This window comes from Methylobacterium sp. 1A, assembly GCF_058072805.1.
In genome coordinates, this window is the sequence record NZ_JBYQVE010000001.1 from 2,989,447 (window position 1) to 3,003,160 (window position 13,714).

The 13,714-nt window shown below is 73.2% G+C and carries 9 protein-coding genes; 3 read left to right on the top strand and 6 right to left on the bottom strand.

Annotated elements, in window-relative coordinates; genetic code table 11:
* Positions 1-133: 133 nt before the first annotated feature.
* On the top strand, positions 134-2,008 hold the full coding sequence (locus ACX9MN_RS14640; protein WP_056532444.1) for a cation:proton antiporter domain-containing protein: 1,875 nt from the start codon (positions 134-136) through the stop codon (positions 2,006-2,008).
* 79 nt (positions 2,009-2,087) lie between these two features.
* Here the strand turns inward: ACX9MN_RS14640 and ACX9MN_RS14645 are convergent, their stop codons facing one another.
* Together ACX9MN_RS14645 and ACX9MN_RS14650 are read right to left on the bottom strand one after the other, a co-directional pair.
* Positions 2,088-3,266, bottom strand: coding sequence for an acetyltransferase domain-containing protein (locus ACX9MN_RS14645; RefSeq protein WP_020092183.1), 1,179 nt, complete (start codon positions 3,264-3,266; stop codon positions 2,088-2,090).
* Between the two features lie 376 nt (positions 3,267-3,642).
* Complete coding sequence (locus tag ACX9MN_RS14650; protein ID WP_489724782.1) at positions 3,643-4,548, bottom strand: AraC family transcriptional regulator; 906 nt, start codon at positions 4,546-4,548, stop codon at positions 3,643-3,645.
* Positions 4,549-4,644: 96 nt separating this feature from the next.
* On the opposite strand from ACX9MN_RS14650, the gene ACX9MN_RS14655 reads away from it, so the two are divergent.
* Positions 4,645-5,391, top strand: coding sequence for an SDR family oxidoreductase (locus tag ACX9MN_RS14655; protein ID WP_489724783.1), 747 nt, complete (start codon positions 4,645-4,647; stop codon positions 5,389-5,391).
* An 86-nt stretch (positions 5,392-5,477) separates the two neighbouring features.
* On the opposite strand, the gene ACX9MN_RS14660 is transcribed toward ACX9MN_RS14655, so the two are convergent.
* The 4 genes from ACX9MN_RS14660 to ACX9MN_RS14675 form a co-directional block, all read right to left on the bottom strand.
* Entirely contained in the window at positions 5,478-8,519 is a 3,042-nt protein-coding gene (locus ACX9MN_RS14660; protein WP_489724784.1) for a PAS domain-containing protein, read from the bottom strand.
* A gap of 207 nt (positions 8,520-8,726) precedes the next feature.
* Positions 8,727-11,189, bottom strand: coding sequence for a two-component system VirA-like sensor kinase (locus ACX9MN_RS14665; RefSeq protein WP_489724785.1), 2,463 nt, complete (start codon positions 11,187-11,189; stop codon positions 8,727-8,729).
* Positions 11,186-12,214, bottom strand: a complete 1,029-nt coding sequence (locus ACX9MN_RS14670) for a cytochrome-c peroxidase (protein WP_489724786.1) — start codon at positions 12,212-12,214, stop codon at positions 11,186-11,188. The genes ACX9MN_RS14665 and ACX9MN_RS14670 overlap by 4 nt, the downstream gene beginning before the upstream one ends.
* Before the next feature lie 2 nt (positions 12,215-12,216).
* Positions 12,217-12,978, bottom strand: coding sequence for a response regulator (locus tag ACX9MN_RS14675; RefSeq protein ID WP_489724787.1), 762 nt, complete (start codon positions 12,976-12,978; stop codon positions 12,217-12,219).
* Between the two features lie 374 nt (positions 12,979-13,352).
* Between ACX9MN_RS14675 and ACX9MN_RS14680 the strand changes: the two genes are divergently transcribed.
* The gene (locus ACX9MN_RS14680) at positions 13,353-13,655 is read left to right on the top strand and encodes a hypothetical protein (protein ID WP_489724788.1); all 303 of its coding nucleotides are present in this window, start codon (positions 13,353-13,355) and stop codon (positions 13,653-13,655) included.
* Positions 13,656-13,714 lie beyond the last annotated feature (59 nt).

Genomic DNA, 13,714 nt, shown 5'->3' on the forward strand with positions numbered 1-13,714 from the left:
CGCCCGAGGGGCACGCGGCGATCGCCGACGGCGGTTCGCACAGGCGTTCGGTCGGAAGAGCGTTGAAACGCGGCCGCCATTCGGAAAGGCTCGCTCCGCCCGATCCGCATCGACCCCCGGAGGTGAAGACCCTGTGCCGCACGCGACCGAACTGATCGCCATCATCGCCCTCGGGCTGACCCTCGCCTTCATCTGCGGGATGGTCGCGCAGCGCCTCAGGCTGCCGCCGCTGGTCGGGTACCTGGTCGCGGGCGTCCTCGTCGGCCCCTACACGCCGGGCTTCGTGGGCGACAGCAACCTCACGGGCCAGCTCGCCGAGATCGGCGTCATCCTGCTGATGTTCGGGGTCGGGCTGCACTTCTCGTTCAAGGACCTGATGGCCGTGCGCGCCATCGCCCTGCCCGGAGCGGTGGTGCAGATCGCGGCGGCGACCGCCATGGGGATCGGCCTCGCCTTCGCCTGGGGCTGGACCCTCGGGCAGGGCCTGGTCTTCGGCCTCGCCCTCTCCGTCGCGAGCACGGTGGTCCTGCTCCGCGCGCTGGAGGAGCGCGGCCTCCTCGACACGGACAACGGCCGCATCGCGGTGGGCTGGCTCATCGTTGAGGATCTGGCGATGGTGCTGACCCTCGTGGTCCTGCCCGCCCTCGCGCCCTCGCTCGGGGGCGAGGCCCGGGGCCTCGGGCACGGCACGGCCCACGCCCTCACGGACCTCGTCGCCCAGCTCGTCGGACCGGAGTACGCGCAGAGCCTCGCGCTCACCGTCGTTCTGACGCTCGCCAAGGTCGCGGTCTTCGCGGGGCTGATGCTGGTGGGCGGACGCCGCTTCGTGCCCTGGCTGCTCGACCAGGCGGCGCGCACCGGCTCGCGGGAGCTGTTCACCCTCGCGGTCCTGGCCCTGGCCCTGGGCATCGCCTTCGGCTCGGCGGAGCTGTTCGGGGTCTCCTTCGCCCTCGGGGCCTTCTTCGCCGGGATGGTGCTCGCCGAGTCCGATCTCAGCCATCAGGCGGCCGCCGATTCGCTGCCGCTGCAGGACGCCTTCGCGGTCCTGTTCTTCGTGTCGGTCGGGATGCTGTTCGATCCGGGGATCCTCCTGCGCGCGCCGCTCTCGGTCCTGGCGGTGCTCGGCGTCATCATGGTCGGCAAGTCCCTCGCGGCCGTCGCCATCGTGCTGGCCTTCCGCCACCCGCTCGGCACGGCCCTGACGATCGCCGCGAGCCTCGCCCAGATCGGCGAGTTCTCCTTCATCTTGGTATCGCTCGGCCTGTCGCTGAAGCTGCTGCCCGAGGAAGGCCGCAACCTGATCCTGGGCGGAGCCCTGCTGTCGATCACGCTGAACCCGCTCTTCTTCGCCCTGGCAGCGCGGATCGAGCAGGTCTTCGCCGACCGGCCGGACCTTGCCGCCCGCTTCGCGCGCAAGGGCGCGGCCGACGTCGCCATCTCGGGCGGGGAGCCGCCGCGACGGGACCACGTCGTGATCATCGGCTTCGGGCGCGTCGGCAGCAGCATCGGCGCGACGCTGGAGACCTGGGACCTGCCCTACGTGGTGGTGGAGCGCGACCGCCGCCGCGTGCTGGCCCTGCGCGCGGCCGGCACGCAGGCCGTGTTCGGCGACGCGACCGCGCCCGGCATCCTCGAGGCGGCCGGTATCGGCACCGCGCGCCTGCTCGTCGTCGCCACGCCCGACGCGCATCAGGCCCGTCGCCTCGTCGAGGCCGCGCGCGCCGCCAACCCGGGGATCGACACCGTGGTCCGCACGCACAGCGAGGCGGAACGTCGGCATCTCGAGGAGGACGGCGTCGGCCTCGTGCTGATGGGCGAGCGGGAGCTGGCCCTCGGCATGTCCTTCTACGCGCTGCGCAGTCTCGGCGTGCGCGAAGGCGAGGCGCGCGTCTTCATCGACACGGCGCGCGCGGAGAGCCGGAGCGACGCGGAGGTCACCGTCGGGCCGGTGAAGGGGACCCCCGAGCTGCGCCATCAGCACGACCGCGACGGGGCGGACCTGTCGTGACGCGGGACCGCGGGGGCGGCCCGGTCGTGGCCGCTCCCACACGGGGCAGCGGCGGATGTCGGCGGCCGGGGGGCCGCCGTCAGAGGTAGCTCAGGACCGGCGATGTCGAGGCCCGCTTCAGGCGCACCATGGCGCGGCACGCCAGCCAGAGGGGAACGCTCACGGCGGCCGCGACGAGCCAGAGCGCGAGGGGCGAGCCGGCCTCCACCCGTCCCGACGCCCCGGCGAGGCCCAGCGCCACCGCGCCGTCGTAGAGGACGCGCAGCAGCGCGAGGTGGAGCAGGTAGAAGAACAGCGGCGCGCCGCCGAAGACGCGCAGGCCGCCGAGGAGCCGCTGCGGCATCACCTCGAACAGCGCCAGCAGGCCGAGACCGAGGCCGAGGGTCAGCAGCAGGAAGTCGGCCGAGGGCGGGTACTTGGTCAGGTTGACGAAGGACAGCACCGTGGCGAGCGGCGTGGCCCCCGCCTGCCACGGCACCGGCTCGCCGTAGCCGTTGAGCCCGCGCAGGACGAGGAAGCCGACCAGGGCGGCCGCCCCCAGCCCGAGGAGCCCCGCGCGTCGGCGCGCGGCGTCGACACCGCCGGCGAAGAGCGGCCCCAGGGCGTAGCCGGCCGCGATCACGCCGATCCAGGGCAGGAGCGGGTACGAGGTCCGCGCCAGCCCGCCCCAGGGCAGCGCGATCATCCCGCGCTGGTGCAGGATCGACCAGAGCACGTAGCCGGGCTCGTCCGCCCGGATCGCGACCCCGTCCAGCAGGTTGTGGCCGAGCATGAGCGCCAGGGCCCCGGCCATGAGGGCGGCCCGCGGCAGCCAGAGCAGGCCGGCCAGCGCCACCATGCAGAGACCGATCACCCAGATCACCTGCAGGTACAGGATCGGCGGCCGGACGCTGCCGGCCCAGGCGAAGTTGACGAGCGTCACTTCCAGCAGGATCAGCAGCAGACCGCGCTTGAGCAGGAAGGCGGCGGTCGCCCGCGCGCCGTGCCTCTGCCCGTAGAGGCACGCCGAGAGGCCGGTGAGCAGGACGAAGACCGGCGCGCAGAGGTGCGAGGCAGCCCGTGTCAGGACCAGGTCGGGCGGCGTCGCGGCGAGGTCCATCGGGTCGCGGACCTGCGCGTGAAGGTAGAAGAACTCCCGCACGTGGTCGACGAGCATCAGCAGCATCACCAGCCCGCGCAGGGCGTCGATGGAGCCGACGCGCCGCGATGCCGCCGGACCGCCGGGCGCGGCGGCGGGCGCCCAGGACGATGCGACCATCAGGAGCGCGCCACCGTGCCGAGGGTGCCCCGCGGGGGAGCGCCGATGTCGGCTCGGACACCGCCGGCGATCGCGCGGAATGCCGGCGACCATCGAGCGGCGCGGTCCTGGCGGCGGCTCGCACGGGCACCGGCCTGCGCGCGGAGGGCCTGCGGATCGGTGATCAGGACGTTCTCCTGCGCGAGGGGCCGTGGCGCGTCGGTCGCGCCGCGGCGGGTGACGGGGTCGAGCGCGATTTCGGTCTCGTACCCGAACCCGGCCTCGGGGCGAAGGGCCGGCTGGCCGCGTCGATGCCAATGCCGGACCGGAAGGAAGCCGCCTCGCCGTGTCGGGGGCACGGCCTGGGCTCGTCCGGGGCACGGCCAGCCGGCCCGGATCACGGCACTGGCCGCTCGCGGGCGTACCGGATCGGCGGCCGGCCGACGTGCCGGGCGAAGGCGACGCTGAAGGTGCTCGCCGAGCTGTAGCCCACCCGAGCGGCTACCTCGGCCATCCCGACCGCCTCGCGGCGCAGCAGATCCTTCGCCAGCGCCATCCGCCACGCCAGCAGGTACTCCATCGGGGCGACCCCGACCGCGCGGCGGAACCGCTCGAAGAACGTGGACCGGGAGAGGCCCGCCTCGCGCGCGAGCGCGGCCACCGTCCAGCTCGCCGTCGGACGGTCGTGCATCCGCCGCAGGGCGGCGGCGAGCCGGTCGTCGGCGAGCCCGCGCAGCAGTCCCGAGGGCGCCGCCGGCCCGGCGGTGGCGCGCAGCGCCTCGATCAGCACGACCTCCAGCAGGCGCGCCAGGACCACGTCGCGGCCCGGCCGGTCGGCGCGGGTCTCCTCGTTCACGAGGCCGAGCAGAGTGGTCAGCCGGGCGGCGCCGCGCACATGGACATACCGGGGCAGCAGCGAGACGAGCAGATCCGCGTCGCTCGACGCGAAGACGCAGTGGCCCACGAGCATCCGGACATTCGGCGGCCCCTCGGCGTCGCCGAGCCGGAACACGCCGGGGCTCACCGCGACGGGATGCTGCGCTGCGCGCCGCGGGGGCGGCGGCTCGAGGCTGGTGGTGGTGAACGCGTGGGCCGCGGGGATGAGGACGAAGTCGCCCTCTCCGAGCACGATCCCGGCCTCGCCGTCGATCGCGAGGCGGCACCCGCCCTCGAGCACGGCGGCGTAGAACGGAAGCCCGGAATCCGTGCGCCGCACCGCCCAGTGACCGGAGCCGGTGACGAGCTTGGACAGCGGGGCGCTCGGCCGGAGGAGGCCGACCACCTGGGTGAGCGGATCGGGCATTCTCGGACGCTCGCCAATGCGAAACGGACTTGCGCACGTATCAGGTCCGGCCCGCGCTCCCTATCACCCCGTTGCCGCTTCTGCACGGGAGTTCCCATGAACACGATCCTGATCACCGGCTGCTCGTCCGGCTTCGGCCTGGAGACGGCCCGCACCTTCCTCGAACGGGGCTGGCGCGTGGTCGCCACGATGCGCGGGCCGCGGAGCGACCTGCTGGAGCCCTCCGATCGTCTGAGCATCCTGCCGCTCGACGTGACCGACCACGACAGCATCGACCGCGCGGTCGCGGCGGCCGGACCGGTCGACGCGCTGGTCAACAACGCCGGCGTCGGGCTCCTGAACGCGCTGGAGGGCGTCTCGATGGACGCCGCGCGGGAGGTGTTCGAGACCAACACCCTCGGCACCATCGCGATGACCCGGGCCGTGGTGCCGCAGTTCCGGGCGCGCCGCGCGGGCGTCGTCGTCGACGTGACGTCGAGCGTGACGCAGCGCCCGCTGCACCTGCTGTCCGTCTACACGGCGAGCAAGGCGGCGGTGAACGCCTTCACCGAGTCCCTGGCGCTGGAACTCGAACCGTTCGGCATCCGCGCCCGGCTGGTCATTCCCGGACGGGCCCCGGAGACCGCGTTCGGCGCCAACGCGCGCGCCCGCATGGGCATGAACATCCCCGAAGCCTACGCGGCGGTGGCCGCGAAGGTCTTCGCCGGCATCCAGCAGGCGGACGGGGACCTGACCCGGTCCTCGGACGTGGCGGAGGCGGTGTGGCGCGCGGTGACCGACCCGTCGTGCCCCATGCGTCTGCCGGCCGGCGCCGACGCGGTGGCGTGGGCCAAGGCGGGCTGAGGGCGAGCTGAGAGCTGGCTGAGGGCGGCGGCGAACCGCGCAGGCCCCGGCCCGGAGGTCCGGGATCCCGACGCGGGAGCCCGGGCTCAGGACGGATCGGCGCGCGCGCCGGCCTTCCGGCGCGGGCCCAGGGCCCGATGCAGGATGCGGCCGAGCTGCTCGGCCGAGTACGGCTTGTGCAGCAGCGTGAAGTCGTGGGCGTCCGACTGCGCGAGAACGTGGCTGTAGCCCGATGTCAGCACCACGGGTACCTGCGGCGCGCGCCGCCGGAGCTCCTGCGCAAGCGCGACGCCGCCCATGCCCGGCATCACCACGTCCGAGAAGACCAGGTCGTATCGATTCCCCGCCCGGCCGAGCTCCTCCAACGCCTCCTCGGCGTTGGCCGCCCAGGTCGGCCGGTAGCCCAGATCCTCCAAGATCTGCGTCGCGAACTGCCCGACGCCGACATTGTCCTCCACGACCAGGACACGCTGCCCGCTCCCGAGCGGCGCGAGGTCGGCATCTTGCAGGCGGTCACCGGCCGGCCGCTCCTCGGACGCCACCTCCGGCAGGTAGAGGGTGAACGCGGTGCCCGCAGCGAGGGTGCTGCGCACGTCGACGTCGCCGCCCGACTGCTTGGCGAAGCCGAACACCTGGGACAGGCCGAGGCCGGTCCCCTTGCCCACCTCCTTGGTGGTGAAGAACGGCTCGAAGATCCGGCCGATCTGCTCGGGCGGGATGCCGGTGCCGGTGTCGATCAGCGACACCGCCGCGAAGGGCTTCCGGGACCCGGCATGGCCGCGGATGGCCGGCAGGGCCGCGCCGCAGGTCACGCGCAGGGTCAGCGTGCCTTCTCCGTCCATGGCGTCGCGGGCGTTGACCGCCATGTTGACGAGCGCGGTCTCGAACTGGCTCACATCCGCCCGGACCAGGCAGGTCGCCTCCGGCACCTCGGTCACGACCTGCACCCGAGCGCCCGTCAGGGTGTCGAGCATGTCGGCGATCGCCCGCACCCTCTGGCCGACCTCGAACACCTCGGGCTTGAGGGCCTGCCGGCGGGCGAAGGCCAGCAGCTGGCCGGTGAGCTTCGCGGCCCGCTCCACGGTCTCGGAGACCGCGTCGAGGTAGCGGCGCTTGCGGACCTCCGGCAAATCGGGCCGGCGCAGGAAGTCGACGGACGAGCGGATGATGGTCAGCAGGTTGTTGAAGTCGTGCGCGACGCCGCCGGTGAGCTGGCCCACCGCCTCCAGCTTCTGCGACTGGCGCAGCGCCTCCTGCGCCTGGGCCAGCTCGGCCTGGCCGCGCAGCCGCTCGGTGACGTCCATGACGAACTGGTAGCAGCCCGTGCGCTCGCCCCGCGCGTCGCGCAGGGTGCGGAAGCTGATCTCGTAGTAGGGGCGCGCCCGCTCCGCGTCGCCGAACTCCTCGACCAGGGTGATCTCCTCGCCGGCGAGCCCGCGCCCCCACCCCGCCCGCACCTGCGCCTGATGCTCGGGCTGGTCGGCCAGCAGGTCGAGCATGTTGTCGCCCACCTTCGGCCTCACGCCGTAGATGCGCGCGAACTCGTCCGCATTCGCCTTGTTGATCGCCAGGATGTTGTAGTCGAGATCGGCCGCCATCACCATGATGTCGGTTCTCTCGACGATCGTGGCGAAGAGATTGCGCTCCGCGGTGCGCTCGGAGACCTGCAGCTCCAGCGTCTCGTTCAGGTCCTGGAGGCGGCGCTCGCTCTCGGCCAGCCGCGTCTCGGCCTCCTTGCGCCGGCTGAGATCGGCCGTGACGATCAGCAGGCTCTTGAGCCTGCCGTCCGCGTCGTCGAGGCGCCGGATGCTGCTGCTGGCCCAGATCGCGCTGCCGTCCGGGCGGAGATAGCGCTTGTCGAGGGTGACATCGCGGTCCGTCTCGAGGGCCCGCGCCAGCGCGGCCGCGCTCGGCGCCCGGTCCGCGGGATCGGTCACGTCGGCGACGCCGAGCCGCAGCAGCGCCTCGGCCGGGCGCCCGAGGATCCGGCACAGCTCGGTGTTGACCCGCAGGAAGCGCCCCGCGGCATCCACCTCGGACAGGCCGACCGAGGCGCCGGCGAAGATCGCCGCCAGGTGCTCCTCGCTCTTGCGCAGGGCCGCCTCCGCGCGGGCGCGCTCGATCGCCGCCTTCACGCGCTCGCCGACGTCGCGGATCAGGTTCCCCTCGGCGGTGGTCCAGGCGCGCGGCACCGCGCTCTGCACCGCCAGCAGGCTCACCCACTCCGCGCCGCGGAACAGCACGACGTCGACGAAGGCCGCGACCTCGCGGGATCCGAGGCCGGCGCGCGCCGCCTCGCTGAAGCGGGGATCGGCGGCCACGTCCTCGACCGCGACCACCGTCCCGTCGCGGTAGGCGGCCAGGAGGTCGGGGCCGAACGCCGCCAGGGAATGCTCCCCGACGATCGAGCCGACGCCCCGGACGTATTCCCGCTCGACCTTCATCAGGCTGCCGGCGATCTCGGCGTAGAAGACGCGGCTCGCGCCGACGCGCTCGCCGAGGCGCCGCGAGGCCACCGCGACGATCTCTGCCGACGCGGTCAGCGGACGGAGCGTGTCGCTGAGATCGAGCAGGAAGGATTGCCGCTCCTCGTTGTCCCGGCGCGACGCCTCCGTCTCGCGCGGACGGCTGGCGGCGGCCACCTGGCCGGCGATCGCCGTGCAGGTCCCGACGAGGCCGGTGACGCGCCCCGCCGTGTCTCGGACCGGCACCAGGGAGAGCGCGAAGCGCGCCGCGTCGGCATCGCCGTCGCCGTGGAGGAGGGGCTCACCCTCCGCCGTGTGGACCGGCCGGCCGGCATAGGCCCTGTCCACGAGGGACGCGAGACCGGCACCGACCCCGCCCCAGACCGCGAGACAGTCCCGGCCGAGGGCCGCGGGATGCCGGTCGCCGAGGATCTCCGCGTAGAGATCGTTGTACAGGAGCCGCCGCTCGGGGCCCCAGAGGATGAACGTCGGCCGGTTCGCGCCGAACATGACCCCGACGAGGGTCGTCAGCGATTCGGGCCAGGCGAACAGCGCGCCGAGGGGCGTGCTGTCCCAGTCGTGCGCGCGCAGGAGCACGGCCATCGCGCCGCCGTCGGCGAGGAAGGCTGGGTCGCAGATCGGGGCGTCAGATCTCCCGTGCATGGCGTCCTGACGCGGCTTCGACGGGCATCGGGGTTCCTCGCGCGATGGGGTCTCGGCGAGACTCGACCCGGCCCGTTCGATCGTCGGGGCGGCATCGCGCATCTGGCCGCCCGGCATGCCAGACCGGTCCCACGTGACGCCGAGCTTGTCAAAGCCGGGATAGCGCCCGCGTGGCCGGATCGCAGGATCCTGATGCCGCCCGTGCCCTCAGGAGACGGCGGCCGGGCGACGCGCCGGGTCGGCGGAGGCGAGATGGCGCCGCAGCGTCAGCGCCAGGGCGTTCGAGCGCCACGGCCGCCGGACGATGTCGGCGACGGGAACCGCCGCGAGGAGTTCCGGCTGCACCGCGTCGGTCGACGACAGCGAGAGCACGATCGGCCGCCCGGAAATCCGCGCGGCGCGGTGCGCGAAGGCGAGGCCCGAGAGATCGGCGAGACGGTTGTCGACGATCAGCAGATCGAACCGTCCCGGCTCCCGCCGCAGGACGGCCAGGGCCGCCTCGGGATCCGCGTAGCCGACCGGCTCGTAGCCGAGCGCCGCCAGCGTCTCCTCGTCGTCCTGGACCGACCGGCGCGTGCGCCCGACCAGCATCACGGTCCCGCCGGCCGCCGCGCCGGCCGCGGCCTGCGGGATCACGGGCAGCCACACCGCGAAGGTGCTGCCGCTGCTCGGCGCGCTGCGCACGTCGAAGGCGCCGTCGTGCTCCTGAACGAACTCGAAGGCGGTGGCGAGCCCGAGGCCGGTCCCGGCTGGTCGGGTGGTGAAGAACGGCTCGAAGATCCGCGCGAGCGTGGCCTCGTCCATGCCGCGGCCGGTGTCGGACACGCGGATCCGGACGTAGGCGCCGGGCCGCAGGGTGCCGTGGGTCAGGGCGCTCGACCGCGGCAGGGCGACGTGGTCGAGCCGCACGTCGACGGCCGCGCCCGGCGCGGAAGCCTGGACGGCGTTGCGGATCAGGTTGTGGACGACCTGCTGCAGCTGTGCCGGCTCGCCGCCGACGCGGGCGCCCTCCGCGGTGCCCGAGAGCGCGATCGTGGCCGGTCCGGCCGTGGAGGCCCGGATCTGCGCCACGGTCTCGTGGACCACCGCGTCCGCCGCGCTGGTGCACTGCGCGGAGCGCGCGGGGCGGCCGAAATCGAGGATCTGGCCGGCGATCTCGCGCGCGCGGCCGCCGGCCTGGACCAGCAGCCCGATATGCTCGGCCGCCCGCCCCGGATGAGCCGGCAGGGCGTCCCCGGCGATCTCGGCGTGGCCCAGCATGACGTTGAGGACGTTGTTGATGTTGTGGGCGACCCCGCTGGCGAAGGTCCCGATGGCCTCGAGCCGCTGGGCGCGGCGCAGCGCCGCCTCGATCTCCCGGCGCTCGGCCCAGACGTGCTGTCGCTCCAGGGCGGCCGCGAAGCTGTCGGCGACAACCTGCAGCAGGCCGCGCGAGTGCCGCAGCCAGGGCGGCAGGCCGGAGGTGGTGCGCTCGAAGCAGAGCAGGCCGACGATCCGATCGCCCCGGCGCAGCCGCGCGCAGGCCCACGAGACGACGCCGCGCTCGGCCAGGGAGCGGCGCAGGGCCGGCGGCCCGGTCTCGTCCGCCACCTCGACGAAGATGAGGTCGCTGGCGGCGGCCGCGACGTCGTGAACGAGGGTCTGCTGCGCCGCCGGCCAGCCGCTCGGCGGCGCGAGGCCGGGCCGGTTCCAGAGATGCACCGCGCCGGTGCCGTCGAGCATGAGAACGTAGCCGTGATCCGTGTCGAGCCCTTCGCCCACCATGGCGAGGACGTCCACGATGCGCGTGTCGGTCTCGTCGGGCTGGATCGCCAGGAAGCGGTTGGCCGCCTGCGCCACGACGGTCTGGAAATCCACGGTCCGGCGCAGGATCCGGGTCCCGGCACGCATCAGCACCCCCACGCGGACCACGAGGGCGAGCAGCGCGAGGGCGACGGCGTAGAGCGCGAGGCGGAATCCGTCCGCCCGGGCCTGGCGCCGGTCGCGGAGGCTTCGCCGGGATTCCAGGAGCGCCTCGCGGGCCGCCTCGCTCGACGAGGCCGGCAGCGAGCGCGTGACCGCGTCGACGTGCGGCAGCAGTTCCAGGAGCTGGCGCCCGTGCAGGACGATGGCGTCGACGTCGCCGGCCCGGGCGGCCGCCCCGTCGGCTTCGTGCAACGTCTCGAGACGGGTGCGGATGTCGGCGAGGCGCGCGGGCGTCGAGTCGCGCACGAGTTCCGAGATGCGGATCTGGAGCGCGGCCACCGCGCGCGCGAGGCCGGGGGCGATGTCCGACTCGGACAGCCGGTCGCTGAGCGAGTCGAAATAGGCGATCGAGTTCTGCACCAGGGCGTTGCCGGTCTTGAACCGTTCGACCATTGCGGCCTCCCGATCCACCGCTTCGGCCAGCGCCTGGACGTCGGGATCCCCGGCATTGCTCGCCTGCAGGTCGGCCCCGGCCTTCTGCATCTCGCGCAGGTGCGCGACGATCGGGTCGTAGTTGCGCAGCAGGCCGGTCCGGGCTCGCAGCACGTCGTGCTGCATGCGCGACTCGGCCAGAGCCAGGGCATCGACCGTCCGCTGGGTCGCCACGTAGGCGGCCTCCATCCCGCCGTTGCCGTTGATCAGCAGCCACGTGAGCAGCGCCGCGAGCAGCGCGCCGAGCGTGACGGCCTGCAGGGTCAGTCTCATAGCTGCGGCTTGCCGTCCTGAGAGGCTGCGCCGGGCGCTGGCGGCGCGGTCAGGGGCCGGCCCTCGTAGGTGCCGGTCAGGGTCCCGAGGAAGGCGACGATCCCGTCGATCTGCGCCGGGGTGAGTTCCCGGCCGAGCTGCGCCCGCGCCATGAGCCGCACCGCCTCGGGGAGCGTGGCGATCCCGCCGTCGTCGAAGTAGGGCGCCGTGACCGCGACGTTGCGCAGGCTGGGCACCCGCAGCACCTCGGCCACCTTGTTGGGGATCGTGACGAAGATGCCGACCTTCTCGAACAGGTTGCCGCCGACATTGACGCCCTGGTGGCAGGACGCGCAGCCGATCCGGCGGAACAGGTCGTAGCCCGCCTGCTCCGCGCCGGTGATGGCGTGGGCGTCGCCGCGCAACCAGCGGTCGAAGCGGCTGTCGGGTGTGAGGAGCGTGCGCTCGAAGCTGTTGATCGCGTCGATTACCGTCTCCCGGTCGGCCGCGCGCCCGTAGGCGGCCTGGAACATCGGGGCGAGCACCGGGTCGCCGCGCACCGTGTCGAGGATCCGGGGCCAGGAACCGCCCAGGAACTCGGGCCGCGTCAGGGCGAGCTCGGCCTGCTCGCGCAGGCTCGGGATGTCGCCGGCCCAGCCCAGCCGGAAGCTGAGCGCCGCGTTGAAGGCCGTCGGCGTGTTGCGCGGAACCGGCGTCCCGTCGGCGGTCAGGTTCCGGGGCACCGCGCTCGCGCCGCTGGTGCGGATGTCGTGGCAGGTGATGCAGGCCCGGTCGCCCCCGCGCGACAGCCGCGTGTCGGTGAAGAGCAGGCGGCCGATCGCGGCCCGGGCCGGGTCCGCCTCCAGGGTGTCCGGCACCGGGGTGATCACCCCCAGCGCGTCCGCCGCCTCGGCGGAGAGCGCGGTGTCGGCCGGCCTGTCGTGGCCGGCTGGCCTCTCGTGGGCGGCCGCGGCGAGGAGCGCCGCGGCGCTGCCGAGGAGCGCCGCGACCGCGACGCGCCATCGGCCTGCCCGGAACCGGGTCACGGCTACAGCTTCTCGACGGTCGCGGCGAGGACGTAGCCGACGCCGCGCTCGGTGACGATCAGGCGCGGCGCGCTCGGATCCACCTCCAGCTTGCGGCGCAGCCGCAGGATCTGGACGTCGATGCTGCGATCGAACACGTCCTCGTGGACGCGCGTGGCCTGCAGGAGCTGCTCGCGGCTGAGCGGGCGCTGGGGCGCGTCGAGGAAGGCCACCAGCAGGGCGTACTCGCCCTTGCTGAGCGCGACATCCGCGCCGTCGGGATTGGTGAGGCGCCGGCGACGCCGGTCGAGCACCCAGCCTTCGAAGCGGCTGCGGAGGGATTCCTGGACCCGCGCCGGGGCGGGCGCCACCTCGGCCCGGCGCAGGATGACCCTGACCCGCGCGAGCAGCTCACGCAGCCCGTATGGCTTCACGAGGTAATCGTCGGCGCCGAGCTCGAGGCCGATCACCCGGTCGATCTCGTCCCGGCGATGGCCGGTGGTGATGATCACCGGCAGGTCGCTCCGGGCCCGCAGGTCGCGCAGCAGGTCGAGCCCGTTCTCCGAGCCCAGCCGCAGGTCCAGCACGACGAGGTCGAATTCGGCCTCCGCGAGCCGCTTCTCCGCCTCCGCCCGGTCGGTCGCCGCCGTCACGGCGACGTCGTGGTCGGCGAAGTGGTCCGAGACGATGCGCTGCATACCCGCGTCATCCTCGACGAGGAGGATGCGGGTCGTGCCGGCGCGCGCGCTCCGACCCTGACTCCGGTCCAGACTGGATTCGATCATGGCCACCTCCGGTTCGCGGCGGCCCGCCGCGACGGCACGATCTCGACGCGCCGGTTCGGGGAGCGGGAGGAGCGTCCGGTCGGGCTGATAGCGCCACGCGGATGTCCTTCGCGTCCGTCGCCGGCCCGCCCCGGCGGCCAATCTGGGCGCGTCCGGTCATCGGGCCTTACACGGCTGAGTTGATACCACGCCCCCTAAAAGATTGCGCGCTTCATATTGTGCGTGACAGCACAGCGCGAGCATTCGCCCCGGCACGTACCGTATCGAACAAACGAAAACGCCACCGTTACGGCTGTAACCGAGATCATCTTGTTGAGACACCGGGATGTAACCCGCGGAAACCAGGATCGTGCTCTCACAATAGAGAGGTGATCATGACTGACGCCGCGATCCCGGATATCGGTCCGCACCTTCACCGAAATCTCTGCAAGTCCGAGCCAGACTGTCGGAAGCCCGCCGCTGGTCTTCCCGGTCCGTCGGGACGCCCGGCGCGGGAGCGCGGCGGCCCGGCTTCGTCCCCGATCGCCGCGCCGCAACCGGCGCTCGCCCGCCACGGACGATGGCTGCTCGACGCGCTGGTGGTCAGCTTCGCATTCGGCGGATGCATTCACAGTATCCATCCGGACTACGTCGATTTCCTGCGCGATATCAGCAGTAGAACTCGGCACCGAACCTGATGCTGCTGTCGTCGAGAGCTCCACGTCGTCTTTCAGCCCGCTCCAGGGAGTTCAGCCGA

What these genes read in the sequence shown, in the direction of transcription:
- ACX9MN_RS14645 (WP_020092183.1), bottom strand. Translation starts at nt 3,266, where the DNA reads ATGGTCGCATCGTCCTGGGCGCCCGCCGCCGCGCCCGGCGGTCCGGCG.
- ACX9MN_RS14680 (WP_489724788.1), top strand. Translation starts at nt 13,353, where the DNA reads ATGACTGACGCCGCGATCCCGGATATCGGTCCGCACCTTCACCGAAAT.
- ACX9MN_RS14655 (WP_489724783.1), top strand. Translation starts at nt 4,645, where the DNA reads ATGAACACGATCCTGATCACCGGCTGCTCGTCCGGCTTCGGCCTGGAG.
- ACX9MN_RS14665 (WP_489724785.1), bottom strand. Translation starts at nt 11,189, where the DNA reads ATGAGACTGACCCTGCAGGCCGTCACGCTCGGCGCGCTGCTCGCGGCG.
- ACX9MN_RS14660 (WP_489724784.1), bottom strand. Translation starts at nt 8,519, where the DNA reads ATGCACGGGAGATCTGACGCCCCGATCTGCGACCCAGCCTTCCTCGCC.
- ACX9MN_RS14650 (WP_489724782.1), bottom strand. Translation starts at nt 4,548, where the DNA reads ATGCCCGATCCGCTCACCCAGGTGGTCGGCCTCCTCCGGCCGAGCGCC.
- ACX9MN_RS14675 (WP_489724787.1), bottom strand. Translation starts at nt 12,978, where the DNA reads ATGATCGAATCCAGTCTGGACCGGAGTCAGGGTCGGAGCGCGCGCGCC.